General features: G+C 61.0%; 21 protein-coding genes and 1 riboswitch. Of the genes, 9 read left to right on the forward strand and 12 right to left on the reverse strand.

Going from position 1 to position 21,281, the window contains the following annotated elements; all coding sequences use genetic code 11:
- Window positions 1-116: 116 nt before the first annotated feature.
- Both AD663_RS20040 and AD663_RS20045 read right to left on the reverse strand, forming a co-directional pair.
- Window positions 117-1,187 carry an AI-2E family transporter gene (locus AD663_RS20040; RefSeq protein WP_003184330.1) on the reverse strand — a complete coding sequence of 357 codons (1,071 nt, stop codon included), beginning with the start codon at window positions 1,185-1,187 and terminating at the stop codon, window positions 117-119.
- 30 nt (window positions 1,188-1,217) lie between these two features.
- On the reverse strand, window positions 1,218-1,457 hold the full coding sequence (locus tag AD663_RS20045) for a sulfurtransferase TusA family protein (RefSeq protein ID WP_003184334.1): 240 nt from the start codon (window positions 1,455-1,457) through the stop codon (window positions 1,218-1,220).
- Between the two features lie 98 nt (window positions 1,458-1,555).
- Between AD663_RS20045 and AD663_RS20050 the strand changes: the two genes are divergently transcribed.
- Window positions 1,556-2,989 carry a M48 family metalloprotease gene (locus tag AD663_RS20050; RefSeq protein WP_003184336.1) on the forward strand — a complete coding sequence of 478 codons (1,434 nt, stop codon included), beginning with the start codon at window positions 1,556-1,558 and terminating at the stop codon, window positions 2,987-2,989.
- A gap of 61 nt (window positions 2,990-3,050) precedes the next feature.
- Here the strand turns inward: AD663_RS20050 and AD663_RS20055 are convergent, their stop codons facing one another.
- The 4 genes from AD663_RS20055 to rpoE form a co-directional block, all read right to left on the reverse strand.
- A complete protein-coding gene (locus tag AD663_RS20055; protein WP_003184338.1) occupies window positions 3,051-4,481 on the reverse strand; it encodes a DegQ family serine endoprotease in 1,431 nt (476 codons plus the stop codon).
- A gap of 227 nt (window positions 4,482-4,708) precedes the next feature.
- Entirely contained in the window at window positions 4,709-5,653 is a 945-nt protein-coding gene (locus AD663_RS20060; RefSeq protein ID WP_053214421.1) for a MucB/RseB C-terminal domain-containing protein, read from the reverse strand.
- A gap of 8 nt (window positions 5,654-5,661) precedes the next feature.
- Window positions 5,662-6,249 carry a sigma-E factor negative regulatory protein gene (locus AD663_RS20065; RefSeq protein ID WP_003184342.1) on the reverse strand — a complete coding sequence of 196 codons (588 nt, stop codon included), beginning with the start codon at window positions 6,247-6,249 and terminating at the stop codon, window positions 5,662-5,664.
- A gap of 30 nt (window positions 6,250-6,279) precedes the next feature.
- A complete protein-coding gene (rpoE, locus tag AD663_RS20070) occupies window positions 6,280-6,861 on the reverse strand; it encodes an RNA polymerase sigma factor RpoE (RefSeq protein ID WP_003172477.1) in 582 nt (193 codons plus the stop codon).
- A gap of 547 nt (window positions 6,862-7,408) precedes the next feature.
- Between rpoE and nadB the strand changes: the two genes are divergently transcribed.
- Entirely contained in the window at window positions 7,409-9,025 is a 1,617-nt protein-coding gene (gene nadB / locus AD663_RS20075) for an L-aspartate oxidase (RefSeq protein WP_053214422.1), read from the forward strand.
- Here nadB and AD663_RS20080 read toward each other — a convergent pair.
- On the reverse strand, window positions 8,994-9,446 hold the full coding sequence (locus AD663_RS20080) for a protein YgfX (RefSeq protein WP_053214423.1): 453 nt from the start codon (window positions 9,444-9,446) through the stop codon (window positions 8,994-8,996). The genes nadB and AD663_RS20080 overlap by 32 nt on opposite strands.
- The gene (locus AD663_RS20085; RefSeq protein ID WP_003184348.1) at window positions 9,430-9,684 is read right to left on the reverse strand and encodes a succinate dehydrogenase assembly factor 2; all 255 of its coding nucleotides are present in this window, start codon (window positions 9,682-9,684) and stop codon (window positions 9,430-9,432) included. Before AD663_RS20085 ends, AD663_RS20080 begins: the two co-directional genes overlap by 17 nt.
- 149 nt (window positions 9,685-9,833) lie before the next feature.
- Between AD663_RS20085 and AD663_RS20090 the strand changes: the two genes are divergently transcribed.
- The gene (locus tag AD663_RS20090) at window positions 9,834-10,775 is read left to right on the forward strand and encodes a folate-binding protein YgfZ (protein ID WP_003184349.1); all 942 of its coding nucleotides are present in this window, start codon (window positions 9,834-9,836) and stop codon (window positions 10,773-10,775) included.
- 34 nt (window positions 10,776-10,809) lie between these two features.
- On the forward strand, window positions 10,810-11,631 hold the full coding sequence (locus AD663_RS20095; RefSeq protein ID WP_003184351.1) for an HDOD domain-containing protein: 822 nt from the start codon (window positions 10,810-10,812) through the stop codon (window positions 11,629-11,631).
- 45 nt (window positions 11,632-11,676) lie between these two features.
- Here the strand turns inward: AD663_RS20095 and AD663_RS20100 are convergent, their stop codons facing one another.
- Together AD663_RS20100 and AD663_RS20105 are read right to left on the reverse strand one after the other, a co-directional pair.
- On the reverse strand, window positions 11,677-13,068 hold the full coding sequence (locus AD663_RS20100; protein WP_003184353.1) for a sensor histidine kinase: 1,392 nt from the start codon (window positions 13,066-13,068) through the stop codon (window positions 11,677-11,679).
- Window positions 13,061-13,732, reverse strand: a complete 672-nt coding sequence (locus tag AD663_RS20105) for a response regulator (protein ID WP_003184356.1) — start codon at window positions 13,730-13,732, stop codon at window positions 13,061-13,063. Before AD663_RS20105 ends, AD663_RS20100 begins: the two co-directional genes overlap by 8 nt.
- Window positions 13,733-14,179: 447 nt before the next feature.
- Here AD663_RS20105 and AD663_RS20115 point away from each other — a divergent pair, with 447 nt between their 5' ends.
- From AD663_RS20115 to AD663_RS20130, 4 genes are read left to right on the forward strand one after another with little or no spacing between them, the layout of a single operon-like run.
- On the forward strand, window positions 14,180-15,157 hold the full coding sequence (locus tag AD663_RS20115) for a tripartite tricarboxylate transporter substrate binding protein (RefSeq protein ID WP_003184360.1): 978 nt from the start codon (window positions 14,180-14,182) through the stop codon (window positions 15,155-15,157).
- A gap of 56 nt (window positions 15,158-15,213) precedes the next feature.
- Complete coding sequence (locus AD663_RS20120; RefSeq protein WP_003184362.1) at window positions 15,214-15,675, forward strand: tripartite tricarboxylate transporter TctB family protein; 462 nt, start codon at window positions 15,214-15,216, stop codon at window positions 15,673-15,675.
- Window position 15,676: 1 nt separating this feature from the next.
- Entirely contained in the window at window positions 15,677-17,191 is a 1,515-nt protein-coding gene (locus tag AD663_RS20125; RefSeq protein ID WP_003184364.1) for a tripartite tricarboxylate transporter permease, read from the forward strand.
- Window positions 17,184-18,224: an AbrB family transcriptional regulator gene (locus AD663_RS20130; RefSeq protein ID WP_003184366.1), complete on the forward strand. Its 1,041-nt coding sequence runs from the start codon at window positions 17,184-17,186 to the stop codon at window positions 18,222-18,224. The genes AD663_RS20125 and AD663_RS20130 overlap by 8 nt, the downstream gene beginning before the upstream one ends.
- A 90-nt stretch (window positions 18,225-18,314) precedes the next feature.
- Here the strand turns inward: AD663_RS20130 and ung are convergent, their stop codons facing one another.
- Window positions 18,315-19,010 carry a uracil-DNA glycosylase gene (gene ung / locus AD663_RS20135; RefSeq protein WP_003184368.1) on the reverse strand — a complete coding sequence of 232 codons (696 nt, stop codon included), beginning with the start codon at window positions 19,008-19,010 and terminating at the stop codon, window positions 18,315-18,317.
- 131 nt (window positions 19,011-19,141) lie between these two features.
- Here ung and AD663_RS20140 point away from each other — a divergent pair, with 131 nt between their 5' ends.
- A complete protein-coding gene (locus AD663_RS20140) occupies window positions 19,142-20,254 on the forward strand; it encodes an enoyl-CoA hydratase/isomerase family protein (protein WP_003184369.1) in 1,113 nt (370 codons plus the stop codon).
- Window positions 20,255-20,424: 170 nt separating this feature from the next.
- Here the strand turns inward: AD663_RS20140 and AD663_RS28580 are convergent, their stop codons facing one another.
- A complete protein-coding gene (locus AD663_RS28580; protein WP_083455182.1) occupies window positions 20,425-20,826 on the reverse strand; it encodes a hypothetical protein in 402 nt (133 codons plus the stop codon).
- A gap of 304 nt (window positions 20,827-21,130) precedes the next feature.
- A riboswitch (guanidine-I (ykkC/yxkD leader) is annotated at window positions 21,131-21,232 on the forward strand.
- Window positions 21,233-21,281: the final 49 nt, after the last annotated feature.

Below are 21,281 nucleotides of genomic sequence, written 5' to 3' on the forward strand. Positions count from 1 at the left end.
GCTATCGCGAGCAAGCTCGCTCCCACACTGGGCTGATGGTGTTAATCAATTCCCTGTGGGAGCGGGCTTGCCCGCGAAGAGGCCATGAGCCTCACAAGAGAATTCAAGCCCGACCATCAAAGCAACGGCGCCACAATTGGCTCCTTGCTCGGCCACGCATCCAGCACCGCCTTGAACAGCGTCGCCAGGGGAATCGCAAAGAACACGCCCCAGAACCCCCACAGCCCGCCAAACAGCAACACCGCGCAGATAATCGCCACCGGATGCAGGTTCACCGCCTCGGAGAACAGCAGCGGCACCAGCACGTTGCCGTCCAGCGTCTGAATGATCCCGTAGACCGCCATCAGGTAGATGAATTGATCGCTCCAGCCCCACTGGAACAGCGCAATCAATGCCACCGGCACGGTTACCACCACGGTGCCGACGTAAGGCACCACCACCGAAATGCCCACCAGCAGCGCCAGCAGGGCCGCGTAATTGAGCCCCAGTGCCACGAAGCCGATATAGGTCACGCCGCCGCAGATGAAAATCTCGATGACCTTTCCGCGAATGTAATTGGCGATCTGGCGATTCATCTCCTGGGCCACCCGGGTAATCAGCGCCCGCTCGCGCGGCAAATAGCCACGGACCCAGCGCCCGATCATTTCCCGGTCCTTGAGGAAAAAGAACACCAGGATAGGTACCAACACCAGGTAGATCATGATGTTGACCAGCAGCGGCAAACTGGACAGTGAAAACGTCAGCGCCCATTGGCCAAACTTGCCGATCTCGCCACGCACCACCTCGATGGTCTGCAACACCTGTTCATCGGATACCAGATGCGGATAGCGCTCGGGCAGCAGCAACAACAGTGACTGCCATTTGGCGAGCATCCCCGGCAGCTCGTTGAATAACGTGACCAACTGGTGCCAGAGCAGCGGCACAATCACCACCATGAACACCACCAGCAACCCCATGAACAGGGCAAACACCAGACCGACCGCCACGCTGCCCGGTAGCCGCAGACGTTCGAGCGTCACGACCAGGCCTTGCATCAGGTACGCCAGGACCATCCCCGCCAGCACCGGTGCCAGCATACCGCCCAAGGTGAGCACGGCAGTAAACCCCAGGAACAACAGCACTGCCAGGACCACGGCCTCCTCATCGGAGAAGTAGCGCTGAATCCAGTCGCGTAACACTTTGAACATTAAAAATCCTTAAGAGACGCTGTCGGTTTTTCAGGCTTTTTTCAGCCAGTAACGGTAAACGCCGTTTTCGTCTTCTTCATGTAGCAGCGTATGACCGGCCAACCGGGCGAAGGTGCGGAAATCACGCTGGGAACCCGCATCGGTGGCGATGACCTTGAGCACGGCGCCGCTGGCCAAGCGATTGAGTTCCAGCTTGGCCTTGAGCAACGGCAACGGACAGTTCAGGCCACTGGCGTCCAGTTCGGCATCGTGGGCTACAGCATCGGTCATTGGTTCACTCCGCAGCAGGTCGTTGAGCCGCTTAGAATATCTGGTCCCGGGCCCGGTGTCCGGCTACAGTAAGGTCTTTGTCGACTAAGGCTTCGTGCATGACATTTCTGCGCCCCACCCTGCTGACGCTCGCTTGCCTGCTTGCCTCACCGGGCTTCGCCGACGACCTGCCGTCACTTGGCGACGCCAGTTCTGCCATCGTATCGCCGGAACAGGAACACCAACTGGGTCGTGCCTGGCTGGCCCTGCTGCGCAGCCAGGTGTCGCAGCTCAACGACCCACAGCTCAAGGACTATGTCGAGTCCAGCGTCTACAAACTGGTGGAAACCAGCCAGGTCAATGACCGACGCCTGGAATTCATCTTGATCAATAGCCCGCAACTCAATGCGTTCGCCGCTCCCGGCGGCATCGTCGGGGTCAACGGCGGCCTGTTCCTCAATGCCCAGACCGAAGGGGAATACGCCTCGGTCATGGCCCACGAACTGGCGCACTTGTCGCAACGCCACTTTGCCCGCGGCGTCGAAGCCCAACAGCGCATGCAGGTACCGATGATGGCCGCGTTGTTGACCGGCATCGTGATTGCCGCTGCTGGCGGTGGCGACGCCGGGATCGCCGCCATCGCCGGGACCCAGGCCGCCGCTATCCAGGAACAACGGCGCTTCTCCCGCCAGAACGAACAGGAAGCCGACCGTATCGGCATCCTGAACCTGGAGAAGGCCGGCTACGATCCGCGCTCGATGCCAACCATGTTCGAGCGCCTGATGCGCCAGTATCGGTTCGATGCCAGGCCTCCGGAATTCTTACTGACTCACCCGGTGACCGAATCGCGGATCGCCGACACCCGCAACCGCGCCGAACAGGCCAAGCCGGGCGGCATCGAGGACAGTGTGCGCTATCAACTGATTCGCGCACGGGTCCAGTTGATCTACGAGGAAACTCCGGGCCTGGGTGCGAAGCGATTCCGCGCGCAGTTGGACGAAAACCCGAAAAACGACGTGGCCCGCTATGGCTTGGCAATCGCCCAGATCAAGGGTGGCCAGCTGAATGAAGCCAGGGAAAATCTCAAGCCGCTGCTGGCCAGTTCGCCTAACGAGATTATCTACAATCTGGCCCAGGTGGACCTGGACATCACCAACAACAAGCTGGCCGATGCCCAGGCTCGCGTCGACCGGATGCTGAGCCAGTACCCTGGCAATTATCCGCTCAATCAGGTGCGCGTCGACCTGCTGCTCAAGCAGAACCGTCCTGCCGACGCCGAGAAGGCCTTGGAAAACCTGCTCAAGACCCGCCCTGACGATCCGGACGTCTGGTACATGGTGGCCGAAACCCGCGGGCTGTCGGGCAACATCATCGGCTTGCACCAGGCGCGTGCCGAGTACTTCGCACTGGTGGGCGATTACCGCCAGGCGATCCAGCAGTTGGACTTCGCCAAGCGACGCGCCGGCACGAATTTCCCGCTGTCCTCACGCATCGATGCTCGTCAACGGGAGCTCATGGAGCAGGAGCGCATGGTCAAGGACATGATGGGTTGAGCTTGTACCGCGCATAAAAAAACCGCCTCTTTCGAGGCGGTTTTTTTTAGCCGCTAGCCGGTCATTCGGCCAGTTTGAAGGTAATGAAGCTCGCGCGCCCCTGGCGCAGAACCCGCATCGAAACCGAGCGATTCTTCGGCAGCGCCTTGGCGATATCGGTGAATTCCTTGGCGGAACCGATCGCCTGATTGTTCAGGTGAGTGATGATGTCGCCGGGTTGCAGACCGATCAAGGCAGCGGGACCATCCTGCACTTCCTTGATCACAACGCCACCCTGGAGCTCCAGCGTGCGCTTCTGCTCTTCGGTCAGCTCGGCCACGGCCACGCCCAAACGGTTGCTGCTGCGCTCGACGCCCGACTTGGGCAGCGAATCCAGCTCCTTGCCCTCTTCAGGAATGGCGCCGACGGTCAACTCGACGTTCTTGCGCTTGCCTTCACGAATCACTTCCAGATTGGCCTTGGCACCCGCCTTGAGAGCGCCAACCAGGTGCGGCAGGTCAGCGGACATAACGATCGGCTGGCCATTCATGCTCAGGATCACGTCGCCTACCTGCAGGCCACCCTTGGCCGCCGGACCGCCTTCCTGGATCTGCGCCACCAGCGCACCGGCAGGTTTTTCCAGCCCGAACGACTCAGCGAGATCCTTGTTCACTTCCTGAATCACCACGCCCAACCAGCCACGGCTGACCTTGCCTTCGCTTTTTAGCTGGTTGGATACGTCCATGGCTACGTCAATCGGAATCGCGAAGGACACGCCCATGAAGCCGCCCGAACGGGTGTAGATCTGGGAGTTGATCCCCACCACTTCACCCGCCAGGTTGAACAACGGACCACCGGAGTTACCCGGGTTGATCGGCACGTCGGTCTGGATGAACGGCACGTAGTTCTCGTTGGGCAGGCTGCGCCCGATGGCGCTGACGATGCCTTGGGTGACAGTGTGGTCAAAGCCGAACGGCGAACCGATGGCCACGACCCATTGGCCGGCCTTCAGGTCCTGGGACTTGCCCAGCTTGAGTACCGGCAGATCCTTGCCTTCGATTTTCAGCAGTGCCACATCGGAGCGTGGATCGGTGCCCACCAGCTTGGCCTTCAGTTCGCTACGATCGGCCAGGCGTACCAGGATTTCGTCGGCATCGGCGATCACGTGATTATTGGTCAGGATGTAACCGTCGGTGGAGATGATGAAACCCGAGCCCAGGGATTGAGCTTCGCGCTGGCGTCCACCGTTGGGCGAACGTGGCTGCTGGGGCATGCCGCGTTCAAAGAACTCGCGCAGCATCGGCGGCAACCCTTCCAGGTCCGGCATCTGCTGGTCCGACACGCGACGATCCGGCAGCTTCTGGGTCGTACTGATATTCACCACGGCGGGCGACGCCTGCTCGACCAATTGCGTGAAGTCAGGCAGCTCGACCGCCATGGCGGGAACAGCCTGGCCGAGCACAAGCACGGTGGCGAAAATGGAGAGATAGGTTTTCAAGCGTGGTATCGACATACGGCTCCCGTTACGACGAGCATGGTTAAGCGATATGGAGCAAGGAATACCGGGAGAAAGATACGCCGGTATTTTTGTTCCGGAAACAGACAAGGCCAGAGCCGAGCGGCTCTGACCTATAGAAAAAAAGTCGTGTTTTTGCAAATGAAAATGCTGACAGGAAGTTTCGGCATTTCGATCAAGCCCTGGCGCCATCAGCCTTTTGCACAATCGAATCACCCAGCGTGTTATTGAGTCGCTGTGACGTCGGAGCGCATGGACAGCGCGATCCGTTCCGCCGTACCGATAGGAATCTCGCCAACCACCGTGACCATCATTTCGCCCTGTGGCGTTGTGAGTCGACGAGAGACGGCGGCCGTCGGGCCAAGTTGGGTTCGGGTATCGGTGGCGGTAGCGCCATTCAAGGGTTCGAGGAACACGGAAAAGCGAGCCAGGCCATCGTCATACATCAGGCTGTTGACTTGGACCTTGGTGTCCGGATCCTTTCGTGCGGTGCTGCTGGACAATACGAAGCCCGGCGGGAGCCAGTCCGAGTGCCAGGCTGCCTTTACCGCAGTCGGGGCTTGATCCTGCGTCACCGCCTTGCACTCGGCACTGGCTTGCAGATCGCCCTCTGTCGGCACGCCTACGGTCAGGCGAGTGAACTGGAAACGCTCCAGCAACTGCCCCTTGTCGTTGAGCAACAGCGACTTGAGCGCCAAGCCGGTCTCTTTGTCCAGGTGCAGCTCGAAGCCGTAACGATGCTGGTCCTTGGGCGTTAATGCCACAATCACGGCCTGACGCCCGGCCACGCGCGACTTGCCAATGACGGCAAGGTCATACCAATTCTTGAGTTTTTGCGGATCGAGCGCATGGCCTGCACTGTCGGGAGTATTCCCCAGCCCTGCAATCAAGGAGCCGCTGACGCATTGAGTATGCCCATCAATGCGCAGGACTTCCTGTGCCGAGCCGTCGAGCTGGAGTAACCGCTCGCGGACTTTGCCATCCTGGACGCGATGCCAGATGTTATGGGTAGAAAAACTACCGTTGCGCTCGTAAACGAAAGTGCCCTGGAAGCTTTGCTGCTGCTCGGCTTGACTCAGGCGGTTCAACCAATCCTGAGCTTCACCTGCATAGGCTGGAACAGCACACCAGCCACCCAGCAGAAGCGTAAATAGAGGTATGGCGCGCATGGTCCTCCTTAACGGTTTTCCAAACTGGCTGCACGGGCATAAGGCAGTGCGCTTTCAGTACCTTTGAGGGCAGCTTCCTGGGCATGCTGACGCAGATAGTTGGGCAGACGCTGGTCATGCCAGCCTGGCTGACCTTGCAGAACACCGTTGACCATAGGGCCAGCAGCTTCCGAACCTTCGCTGTAGCCGGCCAATACCGCCGGGCCCTTGACCTGTGGAGTGGCCAAGCCAGGCTGGTTGGACTGCTGCGCCATTTGCACGCCGGCAATCTCATCCTGGTTGTACAGCCGTACACCGGCCAATACGGCTACGGTGACCGAAGCGGCAACTGCCAGGCGACCCAGGCTGCGCCATGGTCCGCGGGAAGCTTTTGCCGGTACGGCTTCGTCAGCCAATGCAGCAGAAACGGCCGCAGCGATGTCCAGACGCGGAAGCAGCAAGTCCTTGTGCATGACAGCCCGGGCGATCTGGTAACGAGCCCAGGTCTCACGGGTTTCAACATCGTCAAAGGCATTCAATACCCGACGCAATTCCAATTCGTCCGCTTCGTTATCCATCACTGCGGACAGCGATTCCTGCAGGGCTTCACGACTCATGGCGTTCCTCTCTTGGCTGTCGCCGCTGTCTCAGTTTTCCTGCAACAACGGTTGCAGGGCTTTATCGATGGCCTCCCGAGCGCGGAAAATCCGGGAGCGCACGGTACCCACCGGACACTGCATGACGCTCGCAATGTCCTCGTAACTCAGACCGTCGAATTCACGTAAAGTTAAAGCCGTACGCAAATCTTCGGGCAGTTGCTGGATGGTTCGATGGACAGTGCCTTCGATCTCATCCCGCAGCAACGCTCGTTCCGGTGACTCGAGATCCTTGAGGCCGTGATCGCCATCGTAGAACTCTGCATCTTCGGAACTTACATCGCTATCCGGCGGCCGGCGGCCGCGTGAAACCAGATAGTTTTTCGCCGTGTTAATGGCGATGCGGTAAAGCCACGTATAAAACGCGCTATCCCCGCGAAAATTACCAAGCGCGCGGTAGGCCTTGATGAAGGCTTCTTGGGCAACGTCCTGGGCTTCATGGGTGTCGTGCACAAAACGCACGATCAACCCGAGAATTTTGTGCTGGTATTTCAGCACTAGCAGATCGAAAGCTCGCTTGTCGCCGCGTTGCACGCGTTCGACCAGCTGCTGATCCTCTTCCTGGGTTAGCATGAACACTCCTCGATAAGCTCGAAGGAGGCTTGCATTACTAATTGACCTGGCTTGCAAACATAGACTCGGGCTTTTCGCAAAAGTTCTCCCCCTTTCAAGCAAGTTTCCGGCGCGCTCTGATCTCGGCACGCACGAAAAACGCAGCACGAGACTCCCCGGCTGCGCGAATAATCTGTCGCCGAGCCTGTCGGCAGAGACTCCAATCGAAATCTTGCACCAGCTCGACGCTGCTCCCTTCTGCAGACAACCGTCTATTGAACGTAGGCGCTTGGCAAAAGTTCCCACTCTTTGTAGCACTGTGAATTGGATCTGAGGCAACCATGCCGAGATTCTCCTCGAAACAAGCGTCATGTCGCTCATCCACCGGAACCGCGATCCGACGAAGCGCATGCTTTTCCTGTCACACTGGTTTCACATTGCCATGACCGCACGGCTATTGTGCCGCTCCCCCCCTCTATATACTAGTGGGCTGCGTGGCTGCCTGACCCAATTAAGCGGTGTCTTGCGCCAACCCCGACCCGGGTCGCCTTGAGCGGAAACCATTCGAATGAGCCAACAGTTCCAACACGATGTTCTGGTAATCGGCAGCGGCGCCGCCGGATTGAGCCTTGCACTGACTTTGCCGGAGCATCTGCGCATCGCAGTGCTGAGCAAGGGCGACCTGGCCAACGGTTCGACGTTCTGGGCCCAGGGCGGCGTCGCCGCCGTGCTGGATGATACCGATACCATTGAATCCCACGTCAACGACACCCTCGATGCCGGTGGCGGCCTGTGCGATCCGCAGGCGGTGCGTTTCACGGTAGAGCACAGCAAGGAAGCCATCCAATGGCTGATCGACCAGGGCGTGCCCTTCACCCGTGACGAGCAGTCCGGCACCGAAGACGGTGGTTTCGAATTTCACCTGACCCGCGAAGGCGGCCACAGCCACCGACGCATCATTCACGCGGCCGATGCCACTGGTGCGGCCATCTTCAAGACCCTGCTCGCCCAAGCCCGGCAGCGACCGAATATCGAATTGCTGGAGCAGCGCGTCGCGGTCGACCTGATCACTGAAAAACGCCTGGGCCTGGACGGTGATCGTTGCCTGGGCGCCTACGTGCTCAATCGCGGCACCGGCGAAGTCGACACCTACGGGGCGCGCTTCGTCATCCTGGCGTCTGGTGGCGCAGCGAAAGTCTATCTCTACACCAGCAACCCCGACGGCGCCTGTGGTGACGGTATCGCCATGGCCTGGCGTTCGGGTTGCCGGGTGGCGAACCTGGAATTCAACCAGTTCCACCCCACTTGCCTCTATCACCCGCTGGCCAAGAGCTTTCTGGTGACCGAGGCGCTGCGAGGTGAAGGCGCGCACCTGAAGCTCCCCAACGGCGAACGCTTCATGCAACGCTTCGATTCCCGCGCCGAACTGGCACCGCGGGACATCGTGGCCCGCGCGATCGACCATGAAATGAAGCGCCTGGGGATCGATTGCGTCTACCTGGACATCAGCCACAAGCCCGAAGCGTTCATCAAGAGCCATTTCCCGACGGTGTACGAGCGCTGCCTGGAGTTTTCCATCGACATCACCAAGCAACCGATCCCGGTGGTACCGGCGGCGCATTACACCTGTGGCGGGGTGATGGTCGACCAGTTCGGCCGCACCGATGTTCCGGGCCTGTACGCCATTGGCGAGACCAGCTTCACCGGCCTGCATGGCGCCAACCGCATGGCGAGCAATTCGCTGCTCGAGTGTTTCGTCTATGCACGCTCGGCGGCGTCGGACATCCTCGAGCAATTGCCGCAGATCGCCATTCCAGCCGCCCTGCCCTCGTGGGATGCCAGCCAGGTCACCGACTCGGACGAAGACGTGATCATCGCGCACAACTGGGACGAGTTGCGACGTTTCATGTGGGACTACGTGGGCATCGTGCGCACCAACAAGCGCCTGCAACGGGCGCAGCATCGGGTGCGCCTGCTGCTGGATGAAATCGACGAGTTCTACAGCAACTACAAAGTCAGCCGCGACCTGATCGAACTGCGCAACCTGGCCCAGGTGGCCGAATTGATGATTCGCTCGGCCATGGAGCGCAAGGAGAGTCGGGGGCTGCATTACACCCTCGACTATCCGAACCTGCTGCCGGAGGCACTGGATACTATTCTGGTGCCGCCCACCTACGCCGGCTGAACCTGAGCCTCACCCGCAAGCGCCGGTGCATATCCGGCGCCAGCGCGTCGCGGGGCACGCATAGCGAGCGGACCTGCCGCTCGCCCTGCAAGCGAAAACGCAACACGACGATCAGCGGCAGCGCCAGGCTATCTGGACGCAACTGGACGGCTTGCCAGCCATCGGCCCTGCTCCAGAGCTGCCAACCCGCGGCATTGCGACGCAAGCCCCGAAAAGCTTGGCGATGGGTCAGCAGGATATGCCGTGGCAGTACCCAGGCCCCATGGGCCAGGCACAAGGCGACGCCAAGCGTGATGAACCCGTAAGGGACAGACAACAGGAACAACGAACCCAGGGCGAACGCCTGGGCCACGAGGTAGGCCGCCAGCAACTGCCCGGAGGCTTGCCAGCGGCATTCGAAGCGATTACTTGGGCTGGACACGGTCCAGAATCATCCGGACCATGCGTTGCAGCTCCGGATCCTCGGATTCGCTGCGCTCCATGAACCAGCCGAACATGTCCTGATCCTCGCATTCGAGCAGGCGAACGTAGCACGCACGGTCCACTTCATTGAGATGGGGATACACCTCTTTCACGAACGGCACCAGCAACACGTCCAGCTCAAGCATGCCGCGACGGCTGTGCCAGTAGAGGCGATTGAGTTCTACATCTTCGACCATGGAGCGCTCCTCAAATAGAACGCAAGTATACAGGCCCCGCCGCGGCGGAACAGACCGCTTTGGTCGGGCACCACCGATCCTTTGTGAACTACCCATTTCAGAGGCGTCCCCTTATGATGTCCACCAGACTTTTTATCCTGCGATGACCCATGGCTGATTCCGCTTTTTTCTGCACCCTGTCCCACGAAGGCGTTCTCGCGGTCCGCGGCGTGGATGCCGGCAAATTCCTGCAGGGCCAACTGACCTGCAACCTCAACTACCTGAGCGACAGCCGGGCCAGCCTCGGTGCCCGTTGCACTCAGAAAGGCCGGATGCAATCGAGTTTCCGCATCCTGCTCGAAGGCGACGGCGTGCTGATGGCCATGGCCAGCGAATTGCTCGAACCGCAACTGGCGGACCTGAAAAAATACGCCGTGTTCTCGAAATCCAAGCTCACTGACGAAAGCGCAGCCTGGGTTCGCTTCGGCCTGGAGAATGCCGATAAGGCCCTGATCAGCCTGGGCCTCGAACTGCCGACCGAAACGGACAGCGTGGTTCGTCGTGAAGCCCTGCTCGCGATCCGCGTCTCTCCGGGCCGCGCCGAACTGTGGGCGCCGGTCGCACAGGCGCAGACACTGAAGGCCCATCTGCGCGCCGAACTGGCCGAGGCGGACCTGAACGGCTGGCTGCTGGGTCAGATCCGCGCCGGCATCGGCCAGGTCATGCCCGCGACCCGCGAGTTGTTCATCCCGCAGATGCTCAACCTGCAAGCCGTTGGCGGCGTGAGTTTCAAGAAGGGTTGCTACACCGGCCAGGAAATCGTCGCCCGCATGCAGTACCTGGGCAAGCTCAAGCGACGCCTGTATCGGCTGCAACTGGACGCCAGCGAATTGCCTGAACCGGGCACCGCATTGTTCTCCCCCACCCACGGCAGTTCCGTCGGCGAAGTGGTGATGGCGGCCCGTGCCGAGCGAAACATTGAACTGCTGGCGGTGTTGCAGGCCGAAGCAGCGGAAGATGACAATTTGCACCTCGGTGCCCTGGAAGGCCCAAGCCTTCAACTGTTGGACCTGCCTTACGAACTGGACCGCGACCGCGAGATCCAGCGTTGATCGCAGCATTGCCGCAAGACTCTAGAGAAGCGAAATGAGCGATTTGGCGGAGAAGGTCCTGAGGGATTTGGTGGAGGCCATCGATAACGATGACCTGGTTCTGCCAACCTTACCGGAAGTGGCCCTGCAGATTCGCCGGGCCGCCGAAGACCCGGAAATCAGTGTCAGCAACCTGAGCAAAGTGATTGGCCGCGACACGGCCCTTTCAGCACGCCTGATAAAAGTGGTCAATAGCCCGTTGTTGCGTGCCACCCAGGAAGTCACCGACCTGCATACAGCCATTACCCGGCTGGGCGTCAACTACAGCAGCAACTTGGCCATCGGCTTGGTCATGGAGCAGATTTTCCATGCACGCTCCGAAGTGGTGGAACACAAGATGCGCGAAGTCTGGCGTAAAAGCCTGGAGATCGCCGGCGTCAGTTATGCGTTGTGCCGTGGCTATACGCAGCTCAAGCCTGACCAGGCTGCGCTGGGAGGGCTGGTGCACCAGATCGGCGTGCTGCCGATCTTGACTTATGCACAGGACAACAACGAATTGCTGTCGGACCCGGTCAGCCTCAACCATGTCATCGAAACGATTCATCCCATACTTGGGGACAAGTTGCTCAGCGTTTGGGAGTTTCCGGAAAGGCTGGTGAAGCTGCCTGGGTTGTATCTGGACTTTACCCGGGAATCGAAGCAAATCGATTACGTCGACCTGGTACAGATCGCCGCGCTGTATTGCTACAAGGACACCGACCATCCCTTGAGCAAAATCGACGTATATGGGGTTCCGGCATTCAAGAAACTGGGGATCGACACGGATAACAAGGACCGCTGTGCCGATATTGAAGAAGCGCGGTCGATGTTTTATTGAGCCCTGGCTGACAATCAAGCAACCTGGGCCAGATGCCGACCTGGCTTAATCTGAACCTGGGATAAAACTCACCCGCACCTTCAGCCCCCGCGCCTGCCCGTCGTGCAGCGTGATCTGCGCCAGGTGGGCGCGGCAGATCTCACCGACGATCGCCAACCCCAGGCCAGTACCGGCCACTTGCTGGTTGCGTCGATAGAAGCGCTCGAAAACCCGGTCCCGCTCATGGGGCGGAATGCCCGGCCCATCGTCTTCCACTTCGAGCACAGCCGGCGTCAAGACCCGCAGGATAACGTTGCCACCGGACGGAGTATGGGCCAGCGCGTTGTCCACCAGATTGCTCAACAGCTCGTTCAGCAGGGTCGGCTCGCCCCGCAACCACACCGGCTCGTCTGCTTCCAGGGCCAGCGCCACACCTCGGGCATGGGCCAACGGGGCCATGGCCATGCCCAACTCCCGGGCCAATTGGCTAAGGTCGAGCAACTGCGCACCACCTTCAGCGATGGCCCGAGCGCCGTTTTCGACACGCGCCAGGGATAAGAGCTGGTTGGCCAGATGAGTCAGTCGATCGGTGCCCTGGGCTGCGGTTTCCAGGGTTTCGCGCCAGATCGCCGGTTCGCTGGCACGCAAGCCCAGCTCAAGACGCGCCTTGAGCGCCGCCAGGGGCGTACGCAGTTCGTGGGCGGCATCGGCGATGAATTGCGCCTGGCGCTCGAATTGCCCGCGCAGGCGCTCGGTGAAATGATTGAGCGCGCGCACCAGCGGCCACAATTCGTGCTGCACCTCCACCAACGGCAACGCCCGCAGATCGTCCGGCTGGCGCTCCTCCACTGCGGTGCGCAAGCGCTCCAACGGGCGGAGCGCGGCACTGACCGCAAACCACACCAGCAACAATGCTCCCACCGCCAGCATGCCCAGGCGCAACAGCGTGTCGGCCATCAGGCTGCGGGCCATGCTGACCCGCGCCTCCTCGGTCTCTGCCACGCGAATTTCCGCCATCCCATTCATGTTCGGCTCGCTCACCGCCTTGAGCAGGCTCACCACCCGCACGTTCTGGCCCTGGTAGCTGGCGTTGTAGAAGCGTGCTAGGGCCGGATAGTCGTCCGTGCGTGGCGTGCCGGGCGGCGGGCCGGGAAGATTTTCGTAACCGGAAATCAGCTTTTTGTTGATGTCGTTGACTTGATAGTAAATGCGCCCAGCGCTGTCGTAGGCAAAGGTATCCAGGGCGACATAAGGTACGTCCGCGCTGAGGCTGCCATCGCGCTGCGACAGACCGGCGGCGATGGTCCGGGCCGAGGCCAGCAGCGTCCGGTCGTAGGCGGTATCGGCGGCTTCGCGACCGTTCCAGTAGGCGCTCAAGCCACTGGCGAGCATCAGCACCACCAACAGCAACGCCAGGTTGCGGAGCAGCCGCCAGCGCAGGCTGTCGGGTTTATGCATCGCGGTTTTCCAACAGATAGCCCAGCCCCCGGAACGTCACGATCGCCACGGCATGACCATCGAGCTTCTTGCGCAGGCGATGAACGTAGATTTCGATGGCGTCGGGGCTGGCCTCCTCGTCCAGGCCGAACACCTGGGCCGCCAGTTGCTCCTTGCTCATGACCCGCCCCGGCCGGGCGATCAACGCTTCCAGCACCGCTTGCTCGCGGGACGTCAGGGTCAGCAGTTCCTCATCGAGGGTGAAGCGGCGGGTGTCCAGATCATAAACCAGGCCACCACAGCGTTGCTGGCGCTCGCCACCCAGTACGCTGCGGCGCAGGAGCGCCTTGACCCGCGCCTCCAGTTCGGTGAGTTCGAATGGCTTGGCCAGGTAGTCGTCGGCGCCGAGGTTCAGGCCATGGACGCGGTCCTTGACGTCGCTGCGGGCAGTGAGCATCAGCACCGGCAGCGTCTTGCCCCGGGCGCGCAAACGTGCCAGCACCTCGAAACCGTCCATGCGCGGCAGCCCCACGTCGAGGACAGCCACGGCGTATTCCTCGCTGCTCAAGGCCAGGTCGGCCGCCACCCCATCGTGCAGGACATCCACTGTCAAACCGGTGCTCTTGAGCGCCTGGGCAACGCTTTCGGCGAGCTGCAAATGGTCTTCGACGAGCAGGACACGCATGGATTTTTCCTCGATTCAGGGATGGTCGGCGCCATTCTTTGGCGCGGAGTTTACAGCCGCATCCACCGCTGTGAAGTCAAAAACTTGCTGAAAGCTTTTGAAAGGTTAGCGAAAGGTTAGGCCGCTAGAGTCCTTATGCGGACAGTTTCGACTGCCGGTCGCGACGCCCATCGCGAACGAAAAGCGCCTCGAAGCGTTTTCGTCAAACAAGAACAATAAAAGCGGAGTATTCACCATGCTGTCCATGCAGCTCCAGGCCCCAATGCCTGCCCGCTCGACCCCATTCTTTCAGGCCGTCCCGGCCCGCGCCGCCATTCTTCAGGCGGATGCATTGCCACGCCTTCAAACCCACCATCAGCCTGCGCCGGCCCTCGATGATGACCAGAGCGCGGACATGGCAGCACCCTATTCGCACCACACACAACAACAACTCCTGTGGAGACAATCATGAACCTATCACTGCGTAAAGTAGCCCTGGCCGCCGGATGCCTGATGTTCGCCGGGCAATTGCTTGCCGAACCGAAGCGTCCCGAATGCATCGCACCGGCCTCTCCTGGCGGCGGTTTCGACCTGACCTGCAAACTGGCGCAAAGCGCGCTGGTCAACCAGAAGCTGCTGACCAAGCCGATGCGTGTCACCTACATGCCGGGCGGCGTCGGTGCGGTGGCCTACAACGCAGTGGTCGCCCAACGTCCGGCCGACGCCGGCACGCTGGTAGCGTGGTCCAGCGGTTCGCTGCTGAACCTGGCCCAGGGCAAGTTCGGTCGCTTCGATGAAAGTGCCGTGCGCTGGCTGGCCGCCGTCGGCACCAGCTATGGCGCCATCGCGGTGAAAAGCGATTCGCCCTACAAAAATCTCGACGATCTGGTACAGGCCCTGAAGAAAGATCCGGGTTCCGTGGTCATCGGTTCCGGCGGTACCGTCGGCAGTCAGGACTGGATGCAAACGGCACTCATCGCCAAGGCCGCCGGCATCAACCCGCGCGACCTGCGCTACGTAGCCCTCGAAGGCGGCGGCGAAATCGCCACCGCGCTGCTCGGCGGCCACATCCAGGTCGGTAGCACCGACATCTCCGACTCCATGCCGCACATCCAGAGTGGCGACATGCGCCTGCTGGCCGTGTTTGCCGAGAAGCGCCTCGACGAGCCAGAGATGAAAGACATTCCAACCGCCAAGGAGCAAGGCTACGACATCGTCTGGCCAGTGGTCCGCGGCTTCTACCTCGGACCAAAGGTCAGCGACGAAGACTACGCCTGGTGGAAAGACGCCTTCGACAAACTGCTGGCCTCCGAAGAGTTCGCCAAGCTGCGTGACCAGCGCGAGCTGTTTCCGTTTGCCATGACCGGCCCGGAACTGGACACCTACGTGAAGAAACAAGTAGCTGATTACAAGGTGCTGGCCAAAGAGTTCGGCCTGATCCAGTAACCGTCTCTGTTCTCGCGGCGGCGCTGGCACTCACCGACGCCGCCCAGGAGTTAGTCATGCTCACCATCCAACGTATTTTTGCTGCGGTGCTGCTGCTGGCCTGCATCGGCCTCGCGCTGATGGCTTGGCCGTATCAGGCCGCCTTTTCCTACGAACCGGTCGGTCCACGCGCCTTCCCCTTGCTGATGCTCGGGCTGATGGGCCTGGCGCTGCTGTACATGGTGTTTCGCCCCACACCGATCGTACACAGCGACGATGATCCGCAACTGGACCGTGAAACCTTGCAGAAGATCGGCATCTGCGTCGTTCTGCTGCTGGTATTCGCCGGCACCTTCGAACCCCTGGGCTTCATCGTTGCCAGCATCTTGATCGGCGTGCCGATGGCGCGCCTGTATGGCGGCCGCTGGGTGCCAAGCGTGGTGATCATCAGCCTGATGGCCGTTGGTCTCTACCTGTTGTTCGACAAGCTGATGGACGTGCCGCTGCCCCTGGGCCTGCTCGACGTCCTGGAGAATTGATATGGATACCCTGAATTATCTCGGCCAGGGTTTTGGCGTCGCACTGACCCCCTATAACCTCGTCACCGCACTGAGCGGCACCCTGATCGGTACGGTGGTCGGCCTGCTGCCAGGCCTGGGCCCGATCAACGGCGTGGCGCTGCTGATCCCGATTGCCTTCGCCCTGGGGCTGCCGCCGGAATCAGCACTGATCCTGCTGGCGGCGGTGTACTTGGGTTGCGAATACGGCGGGCGCATCAGCTCGATCCTGCTCAACATCCCGGGGGAAGCCTCCACCGTGATGACCACGCTCGATGGCTACCCGATGGCTCGCCAAGGCCTGGCCGGGGTGGCGTTGTCGCTGTCGGCGTGGAGTTCGTTCATCGGCGCGTTCATTGCCACCTGCGGCATGGTGCTGTTCGCACCGTTGCTGGCCAAATGGGCGATTGCCTTTGGACCGGCGGAATATTTCGTCCTGATGGTCTTCGCCATTGTTTGCCTGGGCGGCATGGCCGGCGATCGACCGCTCAAGACGTTCATTGCGGCGCTGATCGGTTTGTTCCTGTCCAGCGTCGGGATCGATGCCAACAGCGGCGTCTACCGCTTCACCGGTGACAACATTCACCTGACCGACGGCATTCAGTTCGTGGTGCTGGTGCTGGGTTTGTTTTCCATCAGTGAAATCCTGTTACTGCTGGAAAAAACCCATCGCGGCCAGGAAGCCGTGGAGGCCACCGGGCGGATGATGTTCAACCTCAAGGAAGCGGCATCAGTCTTTACCGTTAACCTGCGCTGTGGCGTGCTGGGTTTCATCATGGGTGTGTTGCCGGGTGCCGGTGCGACCCTGGCCAGTGCCGTGGCCTACATGACCGAGAAGCGCATCGCCGGTGCCGATGGCAAGTTCGGCCAGGGTGACAAGCGCGGCCTCGCCGCTCCGGAAACCGCTATCGGTGGCGCAGCCTGCGGTGCCCTGGTGCCCATGCTGACCCTCGGCGTTCCCGGCTCGGGCACTACGGCGGTGATGATCGGCGCACTGTCGCTGTACAACATCACGCCCGGTCCGCTGCTGTTCCAACAACAGCCAGACATCGTCTGGGGCCTGATCGCCTCGTTGTTCGTCGCCAACATCATGCTGGTGATCCTAAACATTCCGATGATCCGCATCTTTACGCGCATCCTGGCCGTGCCGAACTGGGCACTGGTGCCGGTCATCGCGATCATCACCGGGATCGGCGTCTACGCCGTGCATGCCACGACCTTCGATCTGTTCCTGATGATCGGCATCGGCATCTTCGGCTACATCCTGCGCAAGTTGGATTTCCCGCTGTCGCCGGTCCTGCTGGGCTTCATCCTGGGTGGCCTGATGGAGCAAAACCTGCGTCGCGCCCTGTCGATTTCCAACGGTGCGCTGGAAATCCTCTGGTCGAGCCCGATCACCTTCGGTTGCTGGGTCCTGACGGCGATCATGCTGTTCATGCCTTTGCTGCGGATCTGGCGTCGCCGCGCCGCCCAACGTCGCGCCCTGGCCAATGTCTAAGGCGGCATTCAGACAATGGTGGGGAACACCGCTGGTCGGTCTGGCCGGCGGTTACCTGGCCAGCCTGATCGGCTGGCCTTTGCCCTGGATGGTCGGCTCGTTGCTGGCGATCATCCTGGTGCGCTGCCTGACGCCGTGGCAACTGATGGAAATCCCCGGAGGCCGTAAATGCGGCCAATGGGTGGTGGGCATCGGCATCGGCCTGCACTTTACCCCCGTGGTGATGGAACAGGTGCTGAGCCACTTCGGCCTGATTTTCTTCGGCGCGCTGGTGACCAGCGTGTCCAGTGTGGTGGGTGTGTGGCTGATGCGCCGCACCGGCGAAGACCGCGCCACCGCTTTCTTTTCCAGCATGCCGGGCGGTTCCGGCGAAATGGTCAACCTCGGCGCCCGCAACGGTGCGGACCTCAGCCGCGTCGCTGCGGGCCAAAGCCTGCGGGTGCTGGTGGTGGTGCTGTGCGTGCCGGCGGCCTTCAAATATCTGCTGGGCGAAGGTACCCCGGCGCAGCACGCCACTGCGGTGGACTGGCTGTGGCTGGCCGTGCTGTTTCCGGCCGGTGCCCTCCTCGCCTGGCTCTGGGAACGCTTGCGCCAACCCAACCCGTGGTTGTTCGGGCCGTTGCTGGTGAGCGCTGCGGTGAGTGTCGGCTGGGACCTGCACATCGGCCTGCCCAACGGCGCCAGCCAGATCGGCCAATGGCTGATCGGCAGCGGATTGGGTTGTCATTTCAACCGGCAGTTCTTCCGACGGGCACCGTCGTTCATGGGGCGCACCCTGATCGGCACAGTATTGACGATGCTCATCGCCACCCTTGCGGCGCTGGGACTGAGCACCCTGACGCACCTGGACCTGCGTTCGCTGACCCTCGGCATGATGCCCGGTGGTATCGCGGAAATGAGCCTGACCGCTGAGACGTTGCAATTGTCGGTGCCATTGGTGACGGCCTTGCAAGTGATGCGATTGCTGTTTGTTCTATTTCTGGCCGAGCCGTTGTTCAGGTATTGGATGCGCAAGCCGGGTTCGGACTTGTAGACCGGGTTGCCTTCATCGCGAGCAGGCTCGCTCCCACAGGGGACTTGTGTTGCCCTAGCCCCTTGCTCGCGATGAGGCCCTCATTGTCGATCACTCAACCGGCGGCAATCGCCAGTCGATCGGCGCCTCGCCATTCTGCTCGAGAAATTTGTTGGTCCGGCTGAAATGCCCGCATCCCAGGAAACCTCGATAGGCCGAGAGTGGCGACGGGTGAACCGAGGTGAGCACCAGATGCTTGGTGGCGTCGATCAGTTTCTGTTTGCTTTGCGCATGGGCGCCCCACAGCAGGAAAACCAGGTGCGGCTGATGTTCGCTGACCACTTCGATCACCCGGTCGGTGAAATGCTGCCAGCCTTTGCCCGCATGGGCGTTGGCATTGGCGCGTTCCACCGTCATGGTGGTGTTGAGCAGCAACACGCCCTGGTCAGCCCAGCTTTGCAAATAACCGTGGTTGGGAATGTCGATGTTCAGGTCGCGCTTCAATTCCTTATAGATATTGACCAGCGACGGTGGTGCCGGTACGCCCGGCTGCACCGAGAAGCACAAACCATGGGCCTGGCCCGGGCCGTGGTACGGGTCCTGCCCGAGAATCACCACCTTGACCTTGTCCAGCGGCGTGGAGTTGAGGGCATTGAAAATCAACGGCGCCGGTGGATAGATTTCCTTGCCGGCGGCGTGCTCGCTTCGCAGGAATTCGCGCAACTCTGTCATGTAGGGCTGGTCGAACTCGGCACGCAGCGCCTGCTTCCAGCTCGGTTCGAGTTTGATACGGTCGTCAGCAGTCATGGTTGCACCCGGTAAAAACAATGGGCGCACCCTAGGAAAGCCTACTTGGCTTGTCAATTGATCTGACGCAGAACCGGCACTTTCCCACGCAGCGATCATACTGATCATTCAAATTGCTGATCGAGGTCACGATGAATCTGCACTTCGAAGAACTCACCGGTATCGACGGTGCCCGTATCGGCATCGCCACCCTGGATGCTGAAAAATCCCTGAATGCCCTTTCCTTGCCGATGATCAACGCCCTGCGTGATCGTCTCGATGCCTGGGCCAAGGACCCGCAAATCGTTTGTGTGTTATTGCGTGGCAATGGCCCCAAGGCCTTCTGCGCCGGCGGTGAAGTCCGCAGCCTGGTGGAGGCCTGTCGCGCCACGCCCGGCGAAGTACCGCCATTGGCCGCGCAGTTCTTCGCGGCGGAATACCGCTTGGACTTCAACCTTCACACCTACCCCAAGCCCCTGCTCTGCTGGGGCCACGGCTATGTGTTGGGCGGTGGCATGGGCTTGCTGCAAGGCGCGAGCACGCGGATCGTCACGCCGAGCAGTCGCCTGGCAATGCCGGAGATCAGCATCGGCTTGTACCCGGATGTCGGCGCCAGTTGGTTTTTGTCGCGCCTGCCGGGCAAGCTCGGCCTGTTCCTCGGCCTGACCGGCGCCCACATGAACGCCCGCGATGCCATCGACTTGGACCTGGCCGATCGCTTCCTGCTGGATGAACAACAGGACGACCTGATCGAAGGTTTGCTGCAACTCAATTGGCAAGAGCAGACCGCCATGCAGCTCAACAGCCTCCTCAGGGCCTTGCAGCAGGAAGCCGTCGGCCAAATGCCGGAAGCCCAATGGTTGCCGCGTCGACAAAAAATCGATGAATGGCTGGACGTCAGCGATGTGCGCTGCGCCTGGAAAGCCCTCAGCCTGCTGGTGGACCATCCTGATCCATTGATCGCCCGGGCCGCCAAGACCATGACCGACGGCGCCCCTTTGACTGCTCACCTGGTCTGGGAGCAGATCGCTCGTGCCCGGCATCTGTCACTGGCCGGCGTGTTCCGGATGGAGTACACCTTGAGCCTCAATTGCTGTCGCCATCCGGAATTCAGCGAAGGCGTGCGGGCGCGGCTGATCGACAAGGATCACAAGCCCCATTGGCACTGGCCGGACATCAATCATGTGCCCGAGGCGGCGGTCGAGGCGCATTTTCACAAGGCGTGGGAAGGTCGGCATCCGCTGGCAGATTTGTCTAACGAATGAACGACCTGAATGATCTCCTGTGGGAGCGGGCTTGCTCGCGAAAGCAATGGACCAGCTTGCATCAATGTTGAATGTGCCGCCGCCTTCGCGGGCAAGCCCGCTCCCACAGGTTCGTTTTATGGCAGGCACAAAAAAACGGCGCTTTATGCGCCGCTTTTTTTGCCGATGGATCAGCGGTGACCACCCCGCCCGCGTCCGTCGTGATCGCCACGTCCTCGATGATCACGCCCACCCCGACCGCCCCGGTCGTCGTTCCAGCCTCCACGGTCATGGCCGCCCCAGCCGCCCCGGTCATGACCGCCCCAGTCACCCCGGTTCGGATAAGACCGGTACGCCGCTCGCGGTGGCGAGTAATAGCGCGGGCCTTGCTGGTAGTAACGCGGCGCCGATTGGTAATAACGCGGGGCGTAATAGCCACGCGGCGCCGAATAATAACTCCCGCCACCGTAATAGACCGGCGCCGGTGAGGTGTAGACCTCGGAACGGTAGTAGTTCGAGTCTCCATCGTAGTAAGGCTCGCAGGCCGAAAGAGTCAAACCGAGAAACGCAAGGAGCAGCAGTCGTCGATACATGGCGGCCTCCTGGACCGCGAATGGGCCGCATCAGCGACGCTGATGGGCGGCAGTCAACTTTCAGTGACTGACGAATATTCAGACAGCAAAATCGGAATCTGGTGCGATGCGGTAACAACTGGAAACATGTAGCGCTTTGCCCTCTTCCGGTGCGCGACGGCACCATAATCACGCATCCCTTTGCGTTCAGTTGCGCATTTCCCGCCCTCGCCCGCTCTGGTCCGGGCCTTTGCCTGAATTGGCACGGCTCTCGCTTTAACAAACCTTGTGCAGGAGTCATCACAGGTTCGCGGCACCACAATTTGCAATGGCTGACTAGGGTTCCGGCTCGCCTCTGGCGAGTGGCTGGTCCGAGAGTTGGCGACCTCCAGTTGAGGTTACACGGCGGGACAAAAGCCCGGGAGACAAGCCACCGTTCGCGGTGCCGCGTTGCTCCTGTCCGCCCTTGATCAACT

This window comes from Pseudomonas sp. Q12-87 (genome assembly GCF_001269755.1).
Taxonomy (GTDB): Bacteria; Pseudomonadota; Gammaproteobacteria; order Pseudomonadales; family Pseudomonadaceae; genus Aquipseudomonas; species Aquipseudomonas fluorescens_S.

Coding starts and splice junctions, on each gene's coding strand:
- AD663_RS20040 (WP_003184330.1), bottom strand. CDS start 1,187: ATGTTCAAAGTGTTACGCGACTGGATTCAGCGCTACTTCTCCGATGAG.
- AD663_RS20045 (WP_003184334.1), bottom strand. CDS start 1,457: ATGACCGATGCTGTAGCCCACGATGCCGAACTGGACGCCAGTGGCCTG.
- AD663_RS20050 (WP_003184336.1), top strand. CDS start 1,556: ATGACATTTCTGCGCCCCACCCTGCTGACGCTCGCTTGCCTGCTTGCC.
- AD663_RS20055 (WP_003184338.1), bottom strand. CDS start 4,481: ATGTCGATACCACGCTTGAAAACCTATCTCTCCATTTTCGCCACCGTG.
- AD663_RS20060 (WP_053214421.1), bottom strand. CDS start 5,653: ATGCGCGCCATACCTCTATTTACGCTTCTGCTGGGTGGCTGGTGTGCT.
- AD663_RS20065 (WP_003184342.1), bottom strand. CDS start 6,249: ATGAGTCGTGAAGCCCTGCAGGAATCGCTGTCCGCAGTGATGGATAAC.
- rpoE (WP_003172477.1), bottom strand. CDS start 6,861: ATGCTAACCCAGGAAGAGGATCAGCAGCTGGTCGAACGCGTGCAACGC.
- nadB (WP_053214422.1), top strand. CDS start 7,409: ATGAGCCAACAGTTCCAACACGATGTTCTGGTAATCGGCAGCGGCGCC.
- AD663_RS20085 (WP_003184348.1), bottom strand. CDS start 9,684: ATGGTCGAAGATGTAGAACTCAATCGCCTCTACTGGCACAGCCGTCGC.
- AD663_RS20090 (WP_003184349.1), top strand. CDS start 9,834: ATGGCTGATTCCGCTTTTTTCTGCACCCTGTCCCACGAAGGCGTTCTC.
- AD663_RS20095 (WP_003184351.1), top strand. CDS start 10,810: ATGAGCGATTTGGCGGAGAAGGTCCTGAGGGATTTGGTGGAGGCCATC.
- AD663_RS20100 (WP_003184353.1), bottom strand. CDS start 13,068: ATGCATAAACCCGACAGCCTGCGCTGGCGGCTGCTCCGCAACCTGGCG.
- AD663_RS20105 (WP_003184356.1), bottom strand. CDS start 13,732: ATGCGTGTCCTGCTCGTCGAAGACCATTTGCAGCTCGCCGAAAGCGTT.
- AD663_RS20115 (WP_003184360.1), top strand. CDS start 14,180: ATGAACCTATCACTGCGTAAAGTAGCCCTGGCCGCCGGATGCCTGATG.
- AD663_RS20120 (WP_003184362.1), top strand. CDS start 15,214: ATGCTCACCATCCAACGTATTTTTGCTGCGGTGCTGCTGCTGGCCTGC.
- AD663_RS20125 (WP_003184364.1), top strand. CDS start 15,677: ATGGATACCCTGAATTATCTCGGCCAGGGTTTTGGCGTCGCACTGACC.
- AD663_RS20130 (WP_003184366.1), top strand. CDS start 17,184: ATGTCTAAGGCGGCATTCAGACAATGGTGGGGAACACCGCTGGTCGGT.
- ung (WP_003184368.1), bottom strand. CDS start 19,010: ATGACTGCTGACGACCGTATCAAACTCGAACCGAGCTGGAAGCAGGCG.
- AD663_RS20140 (WP_003184369.1), top strand. CDS start 19,142: ATGAATCTGCACTTCGAAGAACTCACCGGTATCGACGGTGCCCGTATC.
- AD663_RS28580 (WP_083455182.1), bottom strand. CDS start 20,826: ATGTATCGACGACTGCTGCTCCTTGCGTTTCTCGGTTTGACTCTTTCG.